Raw genomic sequence first — 17,717 nt, forward strand, 5'->3', positions numbered from 1 at the left:
CTTGATTTTTATTTAATAAGAAAATTAGAATTATGCAAAATGGATTTATCCTTTTGCAACTTGACAGGAGAAGAAGATGAATGACAAATTAAAATTATATGGTTTTAATAATCTGACTAAATCATTAAGCTTTAATATATATGATGTCTGTTATGCTAAAACAGAAAGAGAGCAAAAAGACTATATTTCATATATCGATGAACAGTATAATTCTGAACGTCTGGTTAAGATACTATGTAATATTACAGAGATGATAGGTGCACATATCCTGAATGTGTCTAAACAGGATTATGAACCACAGGGAGCAAGCGTTACAATACTTTTAGCAGAAGAGCAGATGTTGAAGGCCAGAAGTGGTGATATGAGTAGGGAGATTATCACTAAGGGAGATACTACAGTAGCACATTTGGATAAAAGCCATGTTACAGTACATACATATCCTGAATATCATCCTGAGACGAGTATTGCAACATTCAGAGTAGATATTGATGTGGCAACGTGTGGAGAGATAACACCATTATCTACACTTGATTATCTGATTGGCAGCTTTGATTCAGATATTATAACCATGGATTATAAGGTGAGAGGTTTTACACGAGATGTCAATGGTAAAAAGTTATTCATAGACCACAAGATTACATCAATACAGGATTATATAGACAGTACAACATTGAAGAAATATGATGCAATAGACATAAATATGTATCAGGCTAATATTTTTCATACGAAAATGCTTATTAAAGAGATTGATTTACAAAATTACCTGTTTAATACAGATGTGTATGAATTGTCACCAAAAGAGAGATTAGAGATAACTAACAGTCTTAGAAGAGAAATGATAGAAATATTTAGTGGAAGTAATATTTTCTAGATAATCCCATAGATGAAATGGAGACAGAAATGAAACTTGAACAGAACAGAATGCCATTATATGAGGCATTGAACAGATTTAAAAGAGAAAGAATAGTACCATTTGATGTACCAGGACATAAACATGGAAAAGCTAATAAAGAGCTGACAGATTTTCTGGGTGAAAAATGTATGTCAGTAGATGTGAATTCAATGAAGCCTTTAGATAACCTGTGCCATCCGGTATCAGTAATTAAAGAAGCAGAAGAGCTGGCAGCAGATGCATTCGGAGCAGAACATGCATTTTTCATGGTTGGGGGAACGACTTCAGCAGTACAGACAATGATACTTGCAACATGTAAAGAGGGCGATAAGATAATAATGCCAAGAAATGTGCATAGAAGTGCCATAAATGCATTAATACTAAGCGGAGCAATACCCGTATATGTTAATCCTGAGTCAGATAAAAGATTAGGAATTGCTCTAGGAATGTCTATATCAGAAGTTGAAAAAGCCATATTGGCAAATCCTGATGCAAAAGCAGTAATGGTTAATAATCCGACATATTATGGAATTTGTTCGGATATAAAGAGAATTACTGAACTTGCACATGCACATGGAATGAAAGTGTTAGCTGATGAGGCACATGGAACACATTTCTATTTTGATGAAAGCCTTCCTATGTCTGCGATGGAGGCGGGAGCTGATATGGCATCAGTTAGTATGCATAAATCAGGTGGAAGTCTTACACAGAGTTCAATATTGTTAGTTGGCAAAAAAATTAATCATAACTATGTGAGACAGGTTATAAATCTTACACAGACAACAAGTGGAAGTTATCTGTTATTATCGAGTCTTGATATGTCACGCAAGAATCTGGCATTAAATGGCAGGGAGACATTTGAAAAGGTGAGAAGTCTTGCAAAATATGCAAGAGACGAGATAAATAAGATAGGTGACTATTATGCGTATTGCAGAGAAATAATTAATGGAGATTCAATATATGATTTCGATGTCACAAAATTATCGGTTAATACATTTGACGTTGGACTTGCTGGTATAGAAGTATATGATTTGTTAAGAGATGAGTACGACATACAGATTGAATTTGGTGATATCGGAAATATTTTAGCCTATATTTCAGTAGGTGACAGGGAAAGAGAAATAGAAAGATTAGTAAGTGCATTAGCAGAAATAAGACGAAGATTTAAAAAAGAAAGGACAGGAATGCTCGACCACGAATATATCAATCCGACAGTTGCGATGTCGCCTAAAAAGGCTTTCTATGCTGACAAAGAGTCATTGCCAGTTAAAGAGACAATAGGAAGAATCTGCAGTGAATTTGTAATGTGTTATCCGCCGGGAATACCGATTTTAGCACCGGGAGAAATGATAACAGAAGAAATACTTACATATATATCATATGCAAAGGAAAAAGGCTGTTTTATGACAGGACCTGAAAGTATGGATATAACAAGATTAAATGTTGTAAAGGAGGAGAAGTAATCAGATGGAATTATGGTTTACTGAAAAACATACATCAGATGTTAATTTTTCAATTAAAGTTAACAGACAATTATTTAGTACACAGAGTGATTATCAGAGAATAGATGTATTTGATTCAAAGGAATTTGGAAGATTTCTGACTCTCGATGGATATATGATGCTTACTGAAAAAGACGAATTTATATATCATGAGATGATTGTACATGTACCAATGGCGGTTCATCCTAATGTAAAGAAGGTATTAGTTATAGGCGCAGGAGATGGTGGTGTAATAAGAGAATTATGCAGATATTCTTCCATTGAACACATAGATATGGTTGAAATAGATGAACTTGTCGTAGAAGTGTGTAAAAAATATCTTCCGCTTACAGCATGCAGCTTAGATGATGAAAGAGTCCATATTACATATCAGGATGGTCTTAAATACGTGCGCAACCACGAAAATGAATATGATTTAATAATTGTAGATTCTACGGACCCGTTTGGACCAGGCGAAGGACTTTTTACCAAGGAATTCTATGGTAATTGCTATAAAGCACTTAAAGAAGATGGTATAATAGTTAATCAGCATGAAAGTCCATTCTATAGTGAAGATGCACTGGCTATGCAAAGAGCACATAAGCGTATAGTTGAAAGTTTTAAGATAAGTAAGGTATATCAGGCACATATTCCTACATATCCGTCAGGACATTGGTTATTTGGATTTTCATCTAAGAAATATCATCCGACCAAGGACTTTAGCGGTGCTAAATGGGATATGTTAGGTATACAGACAAGGTATTATAATACCAGACTTCATGTTGGTGCATTTGCACTTCCTAATTATGTAGAGGAGCTGTTAAGAGATGTGGAATAGAAATATTGAAAACTTTATTGGTTGTGAATCTGATTTTGAAAATGCGGATATTGTTATATTTGGTGCTCCATTTGATTCGACAACATCATACAGACCTGGTACACGTTTTGCAAGTAAGACAATAAGAAGTGAGTCATATGGAATTGAGACATATAGTCCATATCAGGACAGAGATTTAGAGGATATTAAGGTATTCGATGGCGGGGATATAGAACTGCCATTTGGCAATCCGAGAAAAGCTCTTGATATGATTGGTGAAAGGACTGCTTTAATTCTTGAAAATGGAAAGATACCATGTATGATCGGTGGAGAACATTTAGTGACATTAGGTGCATTTGAAAAGGTTTATGAAAAATATCCGAATGTAAGGGTGATCCATTTCGATGCCCATACAGACCTGAGAGATGAGTATTTAGGTGAAAATCTTTCACATGCTTCAGTTATCAGAAGAATATGGGACCTTGTAGGAGATGACAGAATATATCAGTTCGGTATAAGAAGTGGTGAAAGAAATGAATTCTACTGGGCAAAAGAACATACAACACTTAATAAGTTCAATTTTGACAGATTAGAAGATGCTATAAGAGAATGTAAAGGTTATCCGGTATATTTTACTATCGATTTAGATGTGTTAGATCCATCGATATTTCCTGGAACAGGAACTCCGGAAGCTGGAGGCGTTACATTCCTAGAACTTCTCAGTGCGATTATAAAAGTATCAGAATTAAATATTGTAGGAATGGACGTTAATGAACTGGCACCTAATTTAGATACTTCAGGAGTATCTACAGCGGTTGCATGCAAGATTATAAGAGAATTATTACTTTCCATAAGAAAAAATTAATGTAAGAAAGGTTAAAATGGTGAATCAGAATGGGTAAAGCTTTAATAATAGGTTGTGGTGGAGTTGCAGGAGTTGCAATCCATAAATGCTGTCAGAACAGTGAAGTATTTGAAGAAATAATGATTGCAAGCAGAACAAAGAGTAAATGTGATAAATTAAAAGAAGAATTAAAAGATAAGACAAAAACAATTATACATACAGCAAAGGTAGATGCAGATAGTGTAGATGAATTAATTGAACTTATTAATGGATTTAAGCCTGATGTTGTATTGAATCTTGCTCTTCCTTATCAGGATTTAACAATAATGGATGCGTGCCTTGCAACTAAGACACATTATGTAGATACAGCTAATTATGAACCTCTTGACACAGCGAAGTTTGAATATAAATGGCAGTGGGCATATCGTGAGAAATTCAAGGAAGCAGGAATAACAGCACTCTTAGGAAGTGGTTTTGATCCGGGAGTAACAGGTGTATTCAGTGCATATGCCTTAAAACATGAATTTGATGAAATTAATTATATAGATATACTGGATTGTAATGGCGGCGATCATGGCTATCCTTTTGCTACAAATTTTAATCCTGAGATTAATATAAGAGAAGTTTCGGCAAATGGAAGTTATTGGGAAGATGGAAAGTGGGTTGAAACTAAGCCGATAGAAATAAAAAGAGAGTATAATTTTAAAGGTGTAGGTAAAAAAGATATGTATCTTTTACATCATGAGGAATTAGAATCACTTGGAATAAATATACCGGGAATTAAGAGAATCAGATTCTTTATGACGTTTGGACAGAGCTATCTTACACATCTTAAATGTTTAGAAAATGTTGGAATGACATCAATTGAACCTATAGAATTTGAAGGAAAACAAATTGTACCATTACAATTTCTAAAGGCGGTATTACCTGATCCTGCAAGTTTAGGTTCAAGAACAGTTGGAAAGACTAATATAGGATGTATATTCAGAGGCAAGAAAGATGGCAAAGATAAGACATATTATCTGTATAATATTTGTGACCATCAGGAATGCTATAAAGAGGTTGGTTCACAGGCAATCAGTTATACAACAGGTGTTCCTGCAATGATTGGTGCAATGCTTGTAATGACAGGTGTGTGGAAAGGTCCTGGTGTATTTAATATCGAGGAATTTGATCCTGATCCATTTATGGAAGCACTTAATAAGTTTGGACTTCCTTGGGAAGAAGATTTTAATCCAGTATTAGTAGATTAATCAGAAATAGATGTAGAAATTATTGCAGAACAGAATTCAATGTTTTGCGATAATTTCTACAATATGATAAGTTTGCAAAATGGAGAGTTTTATGGAAGATAATTTTGAAATATATAAATTAAGTATTAGACAGGCACTTTATATATGTGAAAAATATGAAGGAAACGGATATTTATTTGATAAAGGAGAATTGCAGGAATATTTTCAGGATGACTTACTGCGCATGGGATATTTACTTGCAACTATGGATGGTGTTTTGTGCTACAGAGAGAAGAAAATTCTATGTTCTACATTCGACATTATTGAAAATGAAGAGCTTCTTAGAAAATATTATTGGGAAGATGTCTGTCTTAAAAATAATTTTTTGACAAAGATTCCAAAATCAATACTATATGTGCTTAGTGAAGAAAGAAAAATCATGAAGAAATCAATGAATATTTTTCTTAAGGATACAAGAATTCTATACAAAGCATTAAAACAGTTCGGATATGGTGTAATAAGTAGTAATACAATACAGTTTCCATACCAGATGATGGCATTTGAAGATATGTTAAGAAATATTCTCAATCTTATTCTGAATGCAGAAGATATGGATATATATTTTGATGAAGTAGAAATTGATAAAACAGAATCTAATTTCAATAAGGTAATGTTAAGCAGAGGCGATTATACTGATAAATCACAAAATTTCTATGCGCGTGCAAATATGAGAGATGAAAATGCGTATTATAATCCTTATTCCGGAGATAAAAGTTTTACCGGATATTATGATTTAAAAGGCAGCTCAAAAAGTGAAAGTGTGAATATCAATTTTAGTATAAAAAGAGATTATTCAATGAGTGGCTCTGTTAAAGAAATGTATGAAAATAAAGTACCTGAATCATTAAGAAATAATCCTGATTATCATAGATATGTAGATGGAAATATGGAACCTTCAGCTAATATCAAGGCTTTACTTGATGATATAGATTCAATGATTGGTTTAGACGGAGTGAAGAAAGAGATTCACAGTCTTGTAAACATTTTACAGGTGCAGAAGATAAGAAAAGAAAGAGGCTTAAAATATCCTGTAATGAGCAATCATCTTGTATTCATAGGTAATCCGGGAACAGGTAAGACAACGGTTGCAAGAAAAATCGGTCAGATATATAAATGCCTTGGATTGCTAGAAAAGGGTGATTTAACAGAAACAGACCGTTCAGGACTTGTTGCAGGTTATATGGGACAGACTGCCGAAAAGGTTCAGGAAGTCGTTGAGAAAGCTATGGGTGGTATACTGTTTATTGATGAAGCATATGCACTTACAAGTTATGAGAATAATGGCGGAGATTTTGGACAAGAGGCAGTTGATACATTGCTTAAACTAATGGAGGATAACAGAGACAGACTGATTGTAATTGTTGCGGGTTATCCTGAGCCTATGGAGAAATTTTTAGACTCTAATCCGGGACTTCGTTCAAGATTTAACAAATATATACAGTTTGAAGACTATTCGGTTAGTCAGTTAGTTGATATATTTATTGAAATGTGTACATCTCAGGACTTTATAATAGGAGAGGGTGTTAAAGAAGAGCTTGCCCTTAAAATTGGTGTTATGGTTGCTAATGCAGGCGAAAATTTTGCTAACGCAAGAGAAATACGAAATTATTTTGAAAATGTTGTTGCAAAGCAGGCAGAGAGACTTATGAAGAAGTCATATGATGAAATAAATGGTGATGCATTGCTTACAATTGAAAAGGAAGATTTATAATGAAGTATACGTATGATAATATTCCTACTCCATGCTTTGTGGTGGAGGAAGATTTGCTAGAGAAAAATCTGAAAATCTTAAGAAATGTTATGGATAGAACAGGTTGTCATATTCTGTTAGCACAGAAATGTTTTTCAATGTTTTATACATATCCGCTGATTGGTAAATATTTATCAGGGACAACAGCAAGTGGACTATACGAAGCCAGACTTGGTAAAGAATATATGGGCGGTGAAACACACGTATATTCAGCCGCTTACAGAGATGATGAGATAGATGAAATCTTAGAAATCTGTGACCATATAGTATTTAATTCCCAGTCACAATGGAGCAGATATAAGGAAAAGGCAATTAAGGCAGGCAAGAAGTACGGCCTTAGAATTAATCCTGAATATTCAACACAGGAGGGTCATGAGATATATGATCCATGTGCTAAATATTCGAGAATGGGAATAACATTAGATAATTTTAAGAAAGCTGATTTAGATGGAATATCAGGCTTACATTTTCATACATTATGTGAGCAGAATTCAGATGATTTACTTAAAACTCTTGAAATAATCGAAGAAAAATTCGGATATGCATTGTATGATATGGAATGGATTAATTTCGGTGGCGGACATCATATAACAAGAGAAGATTACGATATCGAAACATTGATAAAATGCATAATTCATATGAAAGAGAAATATAATCTTGAAGTGTATATTGAACCTGGAGAAGCGGTTGCACTCAATGCAGGCTATCTTGTTACAACTGTTTTAGACATTATTGAAAATGAAAGAAACATTGCAATTTTAGATACTTCAGCAGCCTGCCATATGCCTGATGTCTTAGAAATGCCATATACACCATTAATATGTGACAAAACCTGCGATAATAATGGTATCAGATACAGACTTGGAGGTCCTACATGTCTTGCCGGAGATATAATTGGCGATTATTATTTTAAAGAGCCGTTGAAAGTCGGAGACAGGATTAAGTTCTGTGATATGGCAATTTATTCTATGGTTAAAACTAATACATTTAATGGAATGAAGCTTCCATCAATTGCATATGAAAAAGACGGAGAGATACAAATTATAAAAGAATTTGGTTATGATGACTTCAAAATGAGATTATCATAACAGGTTGTTGTCAGTACGGAATTCTTTAATTATTCTGCAAGGCATTTTAGAAAGAATTATGACTCTGTCACTGATTGATAAAGCCTCATCAATATTAGAAGATATAAAAATAGCACTTTTGTGTTCTAAATGAATAAGATTAATAATATCTGTTCTGATAGCTGAACGGGCTTCACTGTTAAATGAGGTAAAAGGCTCATCTAAAAGAAGTAAATCAGGCTCAGAAGCAAGAACTTTGATAAGAGCAGCTTTTTTATCACAGCATTTGCAGGAATTAATGTTTGAACATTTTTCAGAAAAAGATGAATTGATTTCAGGGTGTTTATAGAGGGCTGGTGGATTATTATAGTATTTCGAGAAATTACGGTAGATATTATGCCATTGGAATAAATCGCCATTCTGAACCATATATCCGATATGGGTTTTATTGCAGCTTATATATCCGCAGGTGGGACTGGTCAGACCGCAGATTATAGAAAGTATGGTGCTTTTACCACATTTTTCAGGACCGATTATAGATATAATTTCACCAGGAAATACTTCTAATGAGAGGCTGTCAATTATTGTTATCTGTTCTGATGCTGACATATACGAAAATGAAATATTATTTAATTTAAGAATTGGTTTCATCGAATGACCTCCACATTTTACATTATAGATATTATATGTATTATAATAGATGTCAGGCGTGTGGGAGTGCAATGTACGAAACAGTTAGCAGGGTAGCTTGTGACATCAATATCATATTATATAGTATGTCAAAAAGCTTATAATGTGATTGATTTAAAAGGTGTATTAGGGTATAATTATAACATTATGCAAGTCATACAAGAAGATAGTGATAAAATTATAAGAAAAAACAATGGGGGAAAATTCTTTGGAAGATAAAAAAACTAATTTAGAGAAAATGTTAGAATGTATAGATAAAGAGCATATATATATTCAGACACATAACTTTCCAGATCCAGATGCTATTGCAAGTGCATTCGGGCTTCAGGTATTATTAGAGAAGAATGGAATAAGAAGTACAATATGTTATCAGGGAAGGATTGATAAATATAGTACAAAGAAGATGATAGAAAGTTTAGAAATCGATATAAAGCATTTAAGTGAAGTTAAGGATATTACGAAAGAAGACGAGATTATTTTAGTTGATTCGCAGGCTGGTAATGCTAATCTTAAGAATTTAGAAGGTCATATTACTATGTGTATAGACCACCATCCATCATTTGGGATGGCTGATTATAAGTTCTGTGATATAAGACCTAGAGTAGGTGCGTGTGCATCTATTATAGCGGCATATTTTATATCTAATAATATAAAGATTGACAGAAATGTTGCAACAGCGCTTATGTTTGGAATTAAGGTTGATACTGCTAACTTATCAAGAGGTGTATCGGATCTTGATCTCAATATGTTCTATTCACTATACAATCTGTGTGATATTGATTTAATTAATTCATTAGAGACGAGTACGTTGCAATTTGGAGATTTGACAGCTTATGCCAATGCAATTAAGAGTATAAAGGTATATGACAATATAAGCTTTGCGAATACAGGAAATCATTGCCCTGAACCATTAATAGCATCAATATCTGACTTTATGTTACTTATTGCAGGCGTCAATCTGTGCGTAGTATATTCAATTAAGGTTGACGGAATCAAAATCTCTGTAAGAAGTGATGTATCATCATTTGATGCGGGACAATTGACTAATGATGCCTTATTAGGAATTGGAAGTGGTGGTGGACATCCGTCTATGGCAGGAGGTTTTGTACCATTTACTGAATCTCATGAAAAAGTAGATGAATTAATTGAACATATTGAGAATAATTTTATAGATACTGTTATCAGATATGAGAAATATAATATGAGAACAGTTAAATAGTTTATATAAATAAATACCGGCCTTTTAATCTAAGACTTTGAAATCTTGCGTTTAAAGGTCGGTATTTTTATATATTTCATACAATAGAAAGCTTCCGATGGGATTCGAACCCACGACCCACGCATTACGAATGCGTTGCTCTACCAACTGAGCCACAGAAGCAATGTGATTAGCACACTACTTATATTATATAAAAAAAATGAAAAATATTCAATATAAAATTTAAAAAGTAGTTGCATTTTGAAAAAAATGTGGTATAGTATACATACGTCGCAAACAGTTGTACGTGATAGACGGACAGAAACAATAGCGATAATAAATTTACATTTAAAATATATGAGGTGAAAATATGAGTCAGAAATTAAGAGTCGGAATTTTAGGTGCAACAGGTATGGTAGGACAGAGATTTATCTCACTCCTTGAGAATCACCCTTGGTTTGAAGTAGTTACAGTAGCAGCAAGTCCACGTTCAGCAGGAAAGACATATGAAGAAGCTGTAGGAGGACGTTGGAAAATGGATACTCCAATGCCGGAAGCAGTTAAGAAATTAGTAGTATTAAATGTTAATGAAGTTGAAAAAGTTGCTGCAACAGTAGATTTCGTATTTAGTGCAGTAGATATGACTAAAGATGAGATTAAAGCTATTGAAGAAGCATACGCTAAGACAGAAACACCTGTTGTATCAAACAACAGTGCACACAGATGGACACCTGATGTGCCAATGGTAGTTCCAGAAATTAATCCTGAACATTTCAAAGTTATAGAGTCACAGAAGAAACGTCTTGGAACAACAAGAGGTTTCGTAGCAGTAAAACCTAACTGCTCAATCCAGAGTTATGCTCCTGTACTTACAGCATGGAAAGAATTTGAGCCATACGAAGTAGTAGCTACTACATATCAGGCTATTTCAGGTGCAGGTAAGACATTTAAAGACTGGCCAGAGATGGAGGGTAACATTATTCCGTTTATCGGCGGCGAAGAAGAAAAGAGTGAGCAGGAACCATTAAGATTATGGGGTAAAGTAGAAGATGGAGTAATCAAGAAAGCTGAATCTCCTGTTATCACAACACAGTGTATAAGAGTACCTGTTCTTAACGGACATACAGCAGCAGTATTTGTTAAGTTCAAGAAGAAACCAACTAAAGAGCAGTTAATCGAGAAATTAGTTACATTTAGTGGTGTTCCACAGGAATTAGAACTTCCAAGTGCTCCAAAGCAGTTTATCCAGTATCTTGAAGAAGATAATCGTCCACAGGTTTCATTAGATGTTAATTATGAAAATGGTATGGGCGTTTCAGTAGGACGTTTAAGAGAAGATACAGTTTATGATTATAAATTCGTTGGATTATCTCATAATACAGTAAGAGGTGCAGCAGGTGGTGCAGTACTTTGCGCTGAATTACTTAAAGCTCAGGGATATATTCAGGCAAAATAATTAGTATATTATATATTTATATAGTAAGAAAATAATGTATGAGTTACAGCCGGTTTTTTGGTGAATTTAGTTACCAGAAAGCCGGCTGTTTGTATTTTGACTTCATTTAGATAAAATGGTATAATATGGAATATTAACAGAGGATAAAGTAGAATTTTAAATAATAATTAACATATAAAGAGAAAAGTGTATAGATAACGGAGGATATAAGAAAAAGTGAGAGTTGGACTATATAATTTTGATAAGAATGAATTAGAGGAAGTTAAAGAAATAGTTAATAATGAGTTATGTAATATGGAGATTATAAATGAAATTGTGGTTATATCCAAAGAAGATAAAGAAAGATTAGGAAGAGCCGATGATTTCTTCAATATATTAATAATTGGCAATTCGTTTGACATTCTTGTAGAATTAGAGCATACATTACAAAATATTTCTCATTATACAAAAATCATTATTGGAATTGATGAGAGAAGCTTTGCAATGTCTGATTTTGGTATAAAAGTGTATGGTTACTTTATGAAAAACACCATAAAAGAGAGCCTGCCACAGATTATAAGAAATCTGGCGGATAAACTTACAAATGAGGATGACGATAAAAAGCAGATTAAGAAACTAATTAATGAAATAACTTACATATCAGTAGAACATATATATTTAGTTGTTCATTTTAAGAATATGACAGCTAAAATTATCAGAAAGACTTTGAAGTCAGTGGAGGAAGAATTAAAAATGTATGGTTGTTTTATTAAAATTCATAAATCGTGTCTTGTTAATATGAAATATGTAGATGATGTTATTGGCAATAAAGCAATTATAAATGGTAAGGAAATAGATATTTCAACACGTAGGTTAAAGATGTTTAAGGATATATATCATAATTACCAAATGAATAACAGAAAGCTTGATAGATAGGTCATAGAAAGAACAGGATAATCATTACATTATAATAGAAAATAAATGTATAGGGATAGCGGAGAATATAAATTATGCAGATGGAAAACATAAGCAAATCATACTTCATATATCAGGAAATATTAGGATAGATGGTATTGAATATGATAATTGTGGAAAAAATCAGTTTGATACTATTGCAGATATTTATAAAAATAAATATGAATAGCATATAATAAAGATAATGAATATCAGACTATATTAATATTTGAAACATAAAAGGCGGGATTATTCCCGTCTTTTATTATATGCCTTTATGATGAAAAATTTTGAAAATATGTAGATATTTTTAAAACAAAATTTTAGTAGTAAAAGTAATAAAATGTCGAAAAACGCATTAAATACGTTGCGTTCAGAACAAAAGTCTTGCATTCAGAACATTTTTGTTGCAATTATTCATATGGAATAATATAATTGCCCCAGAAACGTTTCTGGTAACTAACAGGTCATATTACATATATAAAATATAAAATAGATATGTAATTATTTTAATATTTATTTATAAGGAGAGAGTTTATGAAGAAGAAGAGAAATTTAGCATTATTTATTTGTATTATGATAGTTGCAGTTAATTCTGCTTTAGTATATGCCAAAACAGATTCAGCAACAAGAAGTTTTACTGATAAGGCAACTAATGTATCAGGAACTGCTAAAGTAACAATATCAAGTGGAATTGCTGGTGTTAATACAGTAAAATCTAATGGTTCAATATCAGGAAGTGGAGTATGGATGACAAGCAGTCAGTATTACTGTACAAAAGTTGATGTTAAGACATATTTGGGCACAATGGGTTACAAAATGTATAATGGACGTAAATCAGGAAGTGCTGTAAAAAAGGAATATTGTGCGTGGCAGGCAACAATGAAAATGTATTATAATAATAAATATAAATGTGGCTGGACAGTATGTTGCTCATAAGTAAATAAGAAAATACTCTGTCATAAAATTATTAGATATCATTTAATAGATATGAATAATTATGATATGGCAGAGTATTTTTAAATTATAATATATTTATTACATAAGTCTACAGCTTAAATGGAGGTTACAATGCGTGAAAAGTGTACTAAGATATTCCGAGATATCCCATCATCACTTCTGCTTATTATCGGATTTTGTCTTACAATGTTTGTTGCTATGAAGTCCTGTGAATTCGTGAATAAAGTAATGGGAAGTAAATCAACTGACAAAGGTTATGAGATGTATTATATTAATTTTACACATTCAGAAGTCATAACAGAAAAGAAAGATAAATTGACATATATGTATGTTGATTCTTCATCACAATGGATTAAATTTGAGGATATATATAACATTATGGCAGAGAAGAAATTGAATTTCTGTATCAATAATTTTGTGCATATTGGTGAAAGTCAGGAAATAGAGCGAGTTGTGACATATATCTATAATTTTGATGATATATATCCATTTGAATATAAAAAGAGAATGAAAACAGATAGTGAAAATGAACCTGTTGTCGTGATAGGAGAATCAATAGTTGATTATACGAATAAAATAGGAGACAGTTATTATCTGAATATAGAGGGACGTTATTATGAAGTTGCTGGAATTACTGTGAATAATGAGGCTGGAGGATATGATTCATCTATCTATTTTATTGGAGACCATATAGAAAATGCAAAATATTATAAAGATGCTGAATCTGAGTTTGAAACTACAATTATGACAGGTGATGAGAGTTGTATGTATGCATATGGTAAAAATAAAGGAGTTGTTACACTGATTAATGAAGTTAAGACAGAGTGTGAAGAAGAATATCCTGTAAATATTTCTGTAAGTACGGAAGAAACAGATTATACAGAGAAGAATATGACAAACATTATATATAGAAATATTAATATAATTTTATTACCGATATTATTCATATTCTGTATTAACAGTTGTTATTGTATTACATATCTATGGGTTAAAGCAAGAAAATATGATATAGCAGTAAAATATACATTTGGTTTTTCTAAAGGTCAGATATATGGCTGGATAATGAAAGAAATAAGCATACTTATTGGAATTGCAGTAATTATAACTATGGTTGTTAAGATAATATTTGATTTGATAATTAAGAATAGTTTTAATTTTGATTATAGAACATTATACGATATTCTTATCATTACAGGTTCAGTAGTGTTTACGTTATTAATAACTTCTATTGGCGCATATCGATATTCAAATAGAATTATCCCGGCAGAAGTACTAAAGGAACTATAGATTACAAAGAGATATTAGTGTGAAAGATAATGCCGATGCGATTATTTTTCACGCAGCTAATTGTTTAGGGGCGAAAACAATTAGCATATATGGCAGATGAGAAATCACTTTAGCGAATTACTCATCGCTTCCTCACGACAAAGTCGCTCGTAAATAAGGATTATTATGGAGGAAAAATGTTTAAACATAAATTAAGAATTGCATTTGATGAATTAATTAGAGAACGTAATTCGGGTGGAAATATATTGTTAGAGGCAGTGTCATTGTTACTAATAGGAGTAATGCTTTTTATTGTAGATATGAATATTTATAATGAAAAAATGGTTAGTAATATACTTGTATCAGATTTAGATAATACAGGAATCATATCAATAGAAGATGATAATAATTACGATAGATATGAAACTATGGAGGGACTTGAACGATTTAAAAAGGAATATATGCAAAGATTTAATATCTTTTTAAATGAATTGAACAATTATAAAGGTATAGATGCAGCAATAGAGTATCAGTGGTCAGATATGAGTATAGATTTATATACAGATACAAATGGAAATAAAGTTTTTACTCAAAGTTTTAATATAGCGGAGCAAACCTATGAGTCATATACAATGTTTACGGAAGATGAGATAGGAAGAAGTATTAGCACATTATGTGTTGGAAGAGACTATAATAAATTATTCAAAATAGATGTGATAACTGACTATACAGAAGATGAAGAGAATGAAATGTTTAGTAAATATACGGGCATAATATATATGGGAGATGCACTTGAACATATAGAACCAGGAACAGTTATAACGAGTGAATTTGGTGAAACATATATAGTTGGAGGTACTATTAAAAAGGGAGATAAGATGCCTAAGATTGAAGATGTAAGCGGCCAGGCAACAGCTTACGAGATAATGGATTATAAAATTCTTATAGTAAGAAATATGATAGAAGCTCCGGAAAAAATATGTTTTAAGCTTAAAGATGGATATTCTATTAATGATTTAAAAAATGAGATGTCCATACTGGGCAGAAAGATGAATTATACTCTGGCAGTAAAAAATTTCAAAATTATATTTGATACAATAGGCTTTAAAAATAAGACATTTGTAAATTACATAAAACAAATATTATACATTATTATGATAACAGTTATTGTATTACAGGTAAGTATGCAGGTGGTACATCTGTTAGAGAATTTTGGCAATTATGGAATATTATATGCAAATGGTTTTTCGGCAGGCGACCATTATTTTATATTCCTGATTCAGAATATATTGAAAGGAATTATTGCATTTTTTATTGCCCTGGGAGCAGGATATCTTATTCTGAAATTTATGTATACGGATATTGTGAGCAGGTATACTATGAGAATATTATATAATGTTGTACTTAAATATATATTATGGAAAGTTGCACTTTGTGCATTTACGATAGCTATATTTACGGCAATAATAGCGATTGTTTTATTCAAGAGAAAATCACCTGCTGTTTTAATTAAGGAAAGTAAAAAATAAGATTATTAATCATAAAAATATTGCAGTAGAAAGGATAAGTAATCAGATTATAGGAAATGATAATCAGATTTTGGAATAATATATGATAGAATTAAAAGATGTATGTAAAACATACAAATATGGAAAAGAAGAAACTAAAGCACTTGATAATATTAATCTGACTATAAAAGATGGCGAATTTGTCGCAGTTATAGGTAATTCAGGTTCAGGTAAAAGTACACTCTTAAATGTAATAGGGTGTATGGATCTGATGGATAGTGGAAGCTATATTTTAAATGGACAGGAAATAAGTGGAATAAAAATAAATAAACTGCATAAGGCCAGAAAAGAATCAATTAGTTTTGTATTTCAGAACTTTGCTTTGTTAAATCATTATACAGTTTTTGAAAATGTAGAAGTACCTTTACTAGCTAAAAAAGTCAGGAAAAGTGAAAGAAAAAGAATAGTAAAAGAAAAATTAGAGTTAATGGGAATATATGATTTAAAGAGTAAACTTCCAACTAAGATATCGGGAGGTCAGCAGCAAAGATGTGCAATAGCAAGAGCACTTGCATCGGACAATAATATTATACTGGCGGATGAACCAACAGGAGCATTAGACAGTAAAACAGGCGAAGAGATTATAAATGTGTTGAAACAACTCAATGGTATGGGGAAAACAGTTATAATTGTTACGCATAATATGGATATTGCAAAACAAACTGACAGAATATTAGAAATGGAAGATGGAAGAATCAGAGATATAGATTTAGAGCAGGTAACAAAATAATCCTAATGTAAAATATAATAAATATTTTAGAATATATTGCTAACTTTTTAGAATTATTGTGATATAATAAAAAGAGGATTGCGATATTTAACGGAAAATATATTGATAAAGAATATATTAATAATTATATTTAATAAATGTAATATATCATTATTAATTAACAGATATTAATGATTAATATTAATCTAATCATTAATATAGAAAGGTTAGATATTGCATAGATTTGATTGAGAAAGGCATGGTCAGATTATGAGTTTTAAAGAGATTAGTGCAAATGATATAAAAGATAATGCATTTGATATGATAGGTAAGAAATGGATGTTAGTAACAGCCTCTGATGGAGAAAAGGTTAATTCTATGACAGCATCATGGGGTGGTGTTGGCATAATGTGGGGCAAACCAGTGGCATTTGTATTCATAAGACCACAGAGATATACTAAAGAATTTGTTGATAAGGCAGGTACTTTATCGCTTACTTTCTTTGATGAGTCATATAGAAAGATGTTAAATTATATGGGAACTACTTCAGGAAGAAATGAAGATAAAATCGCTAAGGCAGGACTTACAACATGTTTTAGTGATAAGACACCATATTTTGAAGAAGCTGAAACAGCATTAATAGTTAAGAAATTGTATGCACAGGAAATGAGCAGTGATTATCTTGTGGATAAGAATATTGATACAAGATGGTATCCTGAAAATGATTATCATACTATGTATATATGCGAGATAGAAAAAGTTTTAGTTAAATAGAATTACGGGGTGGTTAGAAA

Annotated in this window: 16 protein-coding genes and 1 tRNA gene; 15 read left to right on the top strand and 2 right to left on the bottom strand. The window is 31.9% G+C overall.

Annotated features, from left to right (window positions below; all coding sequences use genetic code 11):
- Positions 1-76 precede the first annotated feature (76 nt).
- The 7 genes from speD to nspC all read left to right on the top strand — a co-directional run bounded on the left by speD (position 77) and on the right by nspC (position 8,164).
- Positions 77-871 (top strand): adenosylmethionine decarboxylase, encoded by a 795-nt coding sequence (gene speD / locus OCV48_RS02660; RefSeq protein WP_147591087.1) that lies wholly within the window; start codon positions 77-79, stop codon positions 869-871.
- Positions 872-900: 29 nt separating this feature from the next.
- Positions 901-2,355, top strand: coding sequence for an aminotransferase class I/II-fold pyridoxal phosphate-dependent enzyme (locus tag OCV48_RS02665; protein ID WP_021983049.1), 1,455 nt, complete (start codon positions 901-903; stop codon positions 2,353-2,355).
- Between the two features lie 4 nt (positions 2,356-2,359).
- Positions 2,360-3,211 (top strand): polyamine aminopropyltransferase, encoded by an 852-nt coding sequence (speE, locus tag OCV48_RS02670; RefSeq protein ID WP_021983050.1) that lies wholly within the window; start codon positions 2,360-2,362, stop codon positions 3,209-3,211.
- Positions 3,201-4,055 (top strand): agmatinase, encoded by an 855-nt coding sequence (speB, locus tag OCV48_RS02675; RefSeq protein WP_021983051.1) that lies wholly within the window; start codon positions 3,201-3,203, stop codon positions 4,053-4,055. The genes speE and speB overlap by 11 nt, the downstream gene beginning before the upstream one ends.
- Positions 4,056-4,084: 29 nt before the next feature.
- Positions 4,085-5,287, top strand: a complete 1,203-nt coding sequence (locus OCV48_RS02680) for a saccharopine dehydrogenase family protein (RefSeq protein WP_021983052.1) — start codon at positions 4,085-4,087, stop codon at positions 5,285-5,287.
- Positions 5,288-5,378: 91 nt separating this feature from the next.
- Positions 5,379-7,037: an AAA family ATPase gene (locus tag OCV48_RS02685; RefSeq protein WP_262558712.1), complete on the top strand. Its 1,659-nt coding sequence runs from the start codon at positions 5,379-5,381 to the stop codon at positions 7,035-7,037.
- Complete coding sequence (gene nspC / locus OCV48_RS02690; protein ID WP_021983054.1) at positions 7,037-8,164, top strand: carboxynorspermidine decarboxylase; 1,128 nt, start codon at positions 7,037-7,039, stop codon at positions 8,162-8,164. Before OCV48_RS02685 ends, nspC begins: the two co-directional genes overlap by 1 nt.
- Here nspC and OCV48_RS02695 read toward each other — a convergent pair.
- A complete protein-coding gene (locus OCV48_RS02695; protein ID WP_021983055.1) occupies positions 8,159-8,794 on the bottom strand; it encodes an ATP-binding cassette domain-containing protein in 636 nt (211 codons plus the stop codon). The genes nspC and OCV48_RS02695 overlap by 6 nt on opposite strands.
- Before the next feature lie 247 nt (positions 8,795-9,041).
- Here OCV48_RS02695 and OCV48_RS02700 point away from each other — a divergent pair, with 247 nt between their 5' ends.
- Complete coding sequence (locus tag OCV48_RS02700) at positions 9,042-10,052, top strand: DHH family phosphoesterase (RefSeq protein WP_021983056.1); 1,011 nt, start codon at positions 9,042-9,044, stop codon at positions 10,050-10,052.
- 89 nt (positions 10,053-10,141) lie between these two features.
- On the opposite strand, the gene OCV48_RS02705 is transcribed toward OCV48_RS02700, so the two are convergent.
- Positions 10,142-10,214, bottom strand: a tRNA-Thr gene (locus OCV48_RS02705).
- Between the two features lie 187 nt (positions 10,215-10,401).
- Between OCV48_RS02705 and asd the strand changes: the two genes are divergently transcribed.
- The 7 genes from asd to OCV48_RS02740 all read left to right on the top strand — a co-directional run bounded on the left by asd (position 10,402) and on the right by OCV48_RS02740 (position 17,697).
- Positions 10,402-11,487: an aspartate-semialdehyde dehydrogenase gene (gene asd / locus OCV48_RS02710; RefSeq protein ID WP_021983057.1), complete on the top strand. Its 1,086-nt coding sequence runs from the start codon at positions 10,402-10,404 to the stop codon at positions 11,485-11,487.
- A gap of 216 nt (positions 11,488-11,703) precedes the next feature.
- Positions 11,704-12,402, top strand: coding sequence for a LytTR family DNA-binding domain-containing protein (locus OCV48_RS02715; RefSeq protein ID WP_021983058.1), 699 nt, complete (start codon positions 11,704-11,706; stop codon positions 12,400-12,402).
- 555 nt (positions 12,403-12,957) lie between these two features.
- Positions 12,958-13,359 carry a hypothetical protein gene (locus OCV48_RS02720; protein ID WP_021983059.1) on the top strand — a complete coding sequence of 134 codons (402 nt, stop codon included), beginning with the start codon at positions 12,958-12,960 and terminating at the stop codon, positions 13,357-13,359.
- A 132-nt stretch (positions 13,360-13,491) separates the two neighbouring features.
- Positions 13,492-14,667: an FtsX-like permease family protein gene (locus OCV48_RS02725; RefSeq protein ID WP_021983060.1), complete on the top strand. Its 1,176-nt coding sequence runs from the start codon at positions 13,492-13,494 to the stop codon at positions 14,665-14,667.
- A 176-nt stretch (positions 14,668-14,843) separates the two neighbouring features.
- Positions 14,844-16,175 (top strand): FtsX-like permease family protein, encoded by a 1,332-nt coding sequence (locus tag OCV48_RS02730; protein ID WP_147591092.1) that lies wholly within the window; start codon positions 14,844-14,846, stop codon positions 16,173-16,175.
- 82 nt (positions 16,176-16,257) lie between these two features.
- Positions 16,258-16,944, top strand: a complete 687-nt coding sequence (locus OCV48_RS02735) for an ABC transporter ATP-binding protein (RefSeq protein WP_021983062.1) — start codon at positions 16,258-16,260, stop codon at positions 16,942-16,944.
- Positions 16,945-17,193: 249 nt separating this feature from the next.
- Positions 17,194-17,697, top strand: coding sequence for a flavin reductase (locus tag OCV48_RS02740; protein WP_394803218.1), 504 nt, complete (start codon positions 17,194-17,196; stop codon positions 17,695-17,697).
- Positions 17,698-17,717: the final 20 nt, after the last annotated feature.

It is taken from the genome of Bovifimicola ammoniilytica (genome assembly GCF_025567085.1).
In the GTDB taxonomy this organism is placed as follows: Bacteria; Bacillota; Clostridia; order Lachnospirales; family Lachnospiraceae; genus Bovifimicola; species Bovifimicola ammoniilytica.

Bases quoted from the DNA above. Each gene is read 5' to 3' on its own strand.
- OCV48_RS02735 (WP_021983062.1), top strand. From the start codon at position 16,258: ATGATAGAATTAAAAGATGTATGTAAAACATACAAATATGGAAAAGAA.
- asd (WP_021983057.1), top strand. From the start codon at position 10,402: ATGAGTCAGAAATTAAGAGTCGGAATTTTAGGTGCAACAGGTATGGTA.
- OCV48_RS02695 (WP_021983055.1), bottom strand. From the start codon at position 8,794: ATGAAACCAATTCTTAAATTAAATAATATTTCATTTTCGTATATGTCA.
- OCV48_RS02665 (WP_021983049.1), top strand. From the start codon at position 901: ATGAAACTTGAACAGAACAGAATGCCATTATATGAGGCATTGAACAGA.
- speE (WP_021983050.1), top strand. From the start codon at position 2,360: ATGGAATTATGGTTTACTGAAAAACATACATCAGATGTTAATTTTTCA.
- OCV48_RS02680 (WP_021983052.1), top strand. From the start codon at position 4,085: ATGGGTAAAGCTTTAATAATAGGTTGTGGTGGAGTTGCAGGAGTTGCA.
- OCV48_RS02685 (WP_262558712.1), top strand. From the start codon at position 5,379: ATGGAAGATAATTTTGAAATATATAAATTAAGTATTAGACAGGCACTT.
- speD (WP_147591087.1), top strand. From the start codon at position 77: ATGAATGACAAATTAAAATTATATGGTTTTAATAATCTGACTAAATCA.
- OCV48_RS02720 (WP_021983059.1), top strand. From the start codon at position 12,958: ATGAAGAAGAAGAGAAATTTAGCATTATTTATTTGTATTATGATAGTT.
- OCV48_RS02740 (WP_394803218.1), top strand. From the start codon at position 17,194: ATGAGTTTTAAAGAGATTAGTGCAAATGATATAAAAGATAATGCATTT.
- OCV48_RS02725 (WP_021983060.1), top strand. From the start codon at position 13,492: ATGCGTGAAAAGTGTACTAAGATATTCCGAGATATCCCATCATCACTT.
- speB (WP_021983051.1), top strand. From the start codon at position 3,201: ATGTGGAATAGAAATATTGAAAACTTTATTGGTTGTGAATCTGATTTT.
- nspC (WP_021983054.1), top strand. From the start codon at position 7,037: ATGAAGTATACGTATGATAATATTCCTACTCCATGCTTTGTGGTGGAG.
- OCV48_RS02730 (WP_147591092.1), top strand. From the start codon at position 14,844: ATGTTTAAACATAAATTAAGAATTGCATTTGATGAATTAATTAGAGAA.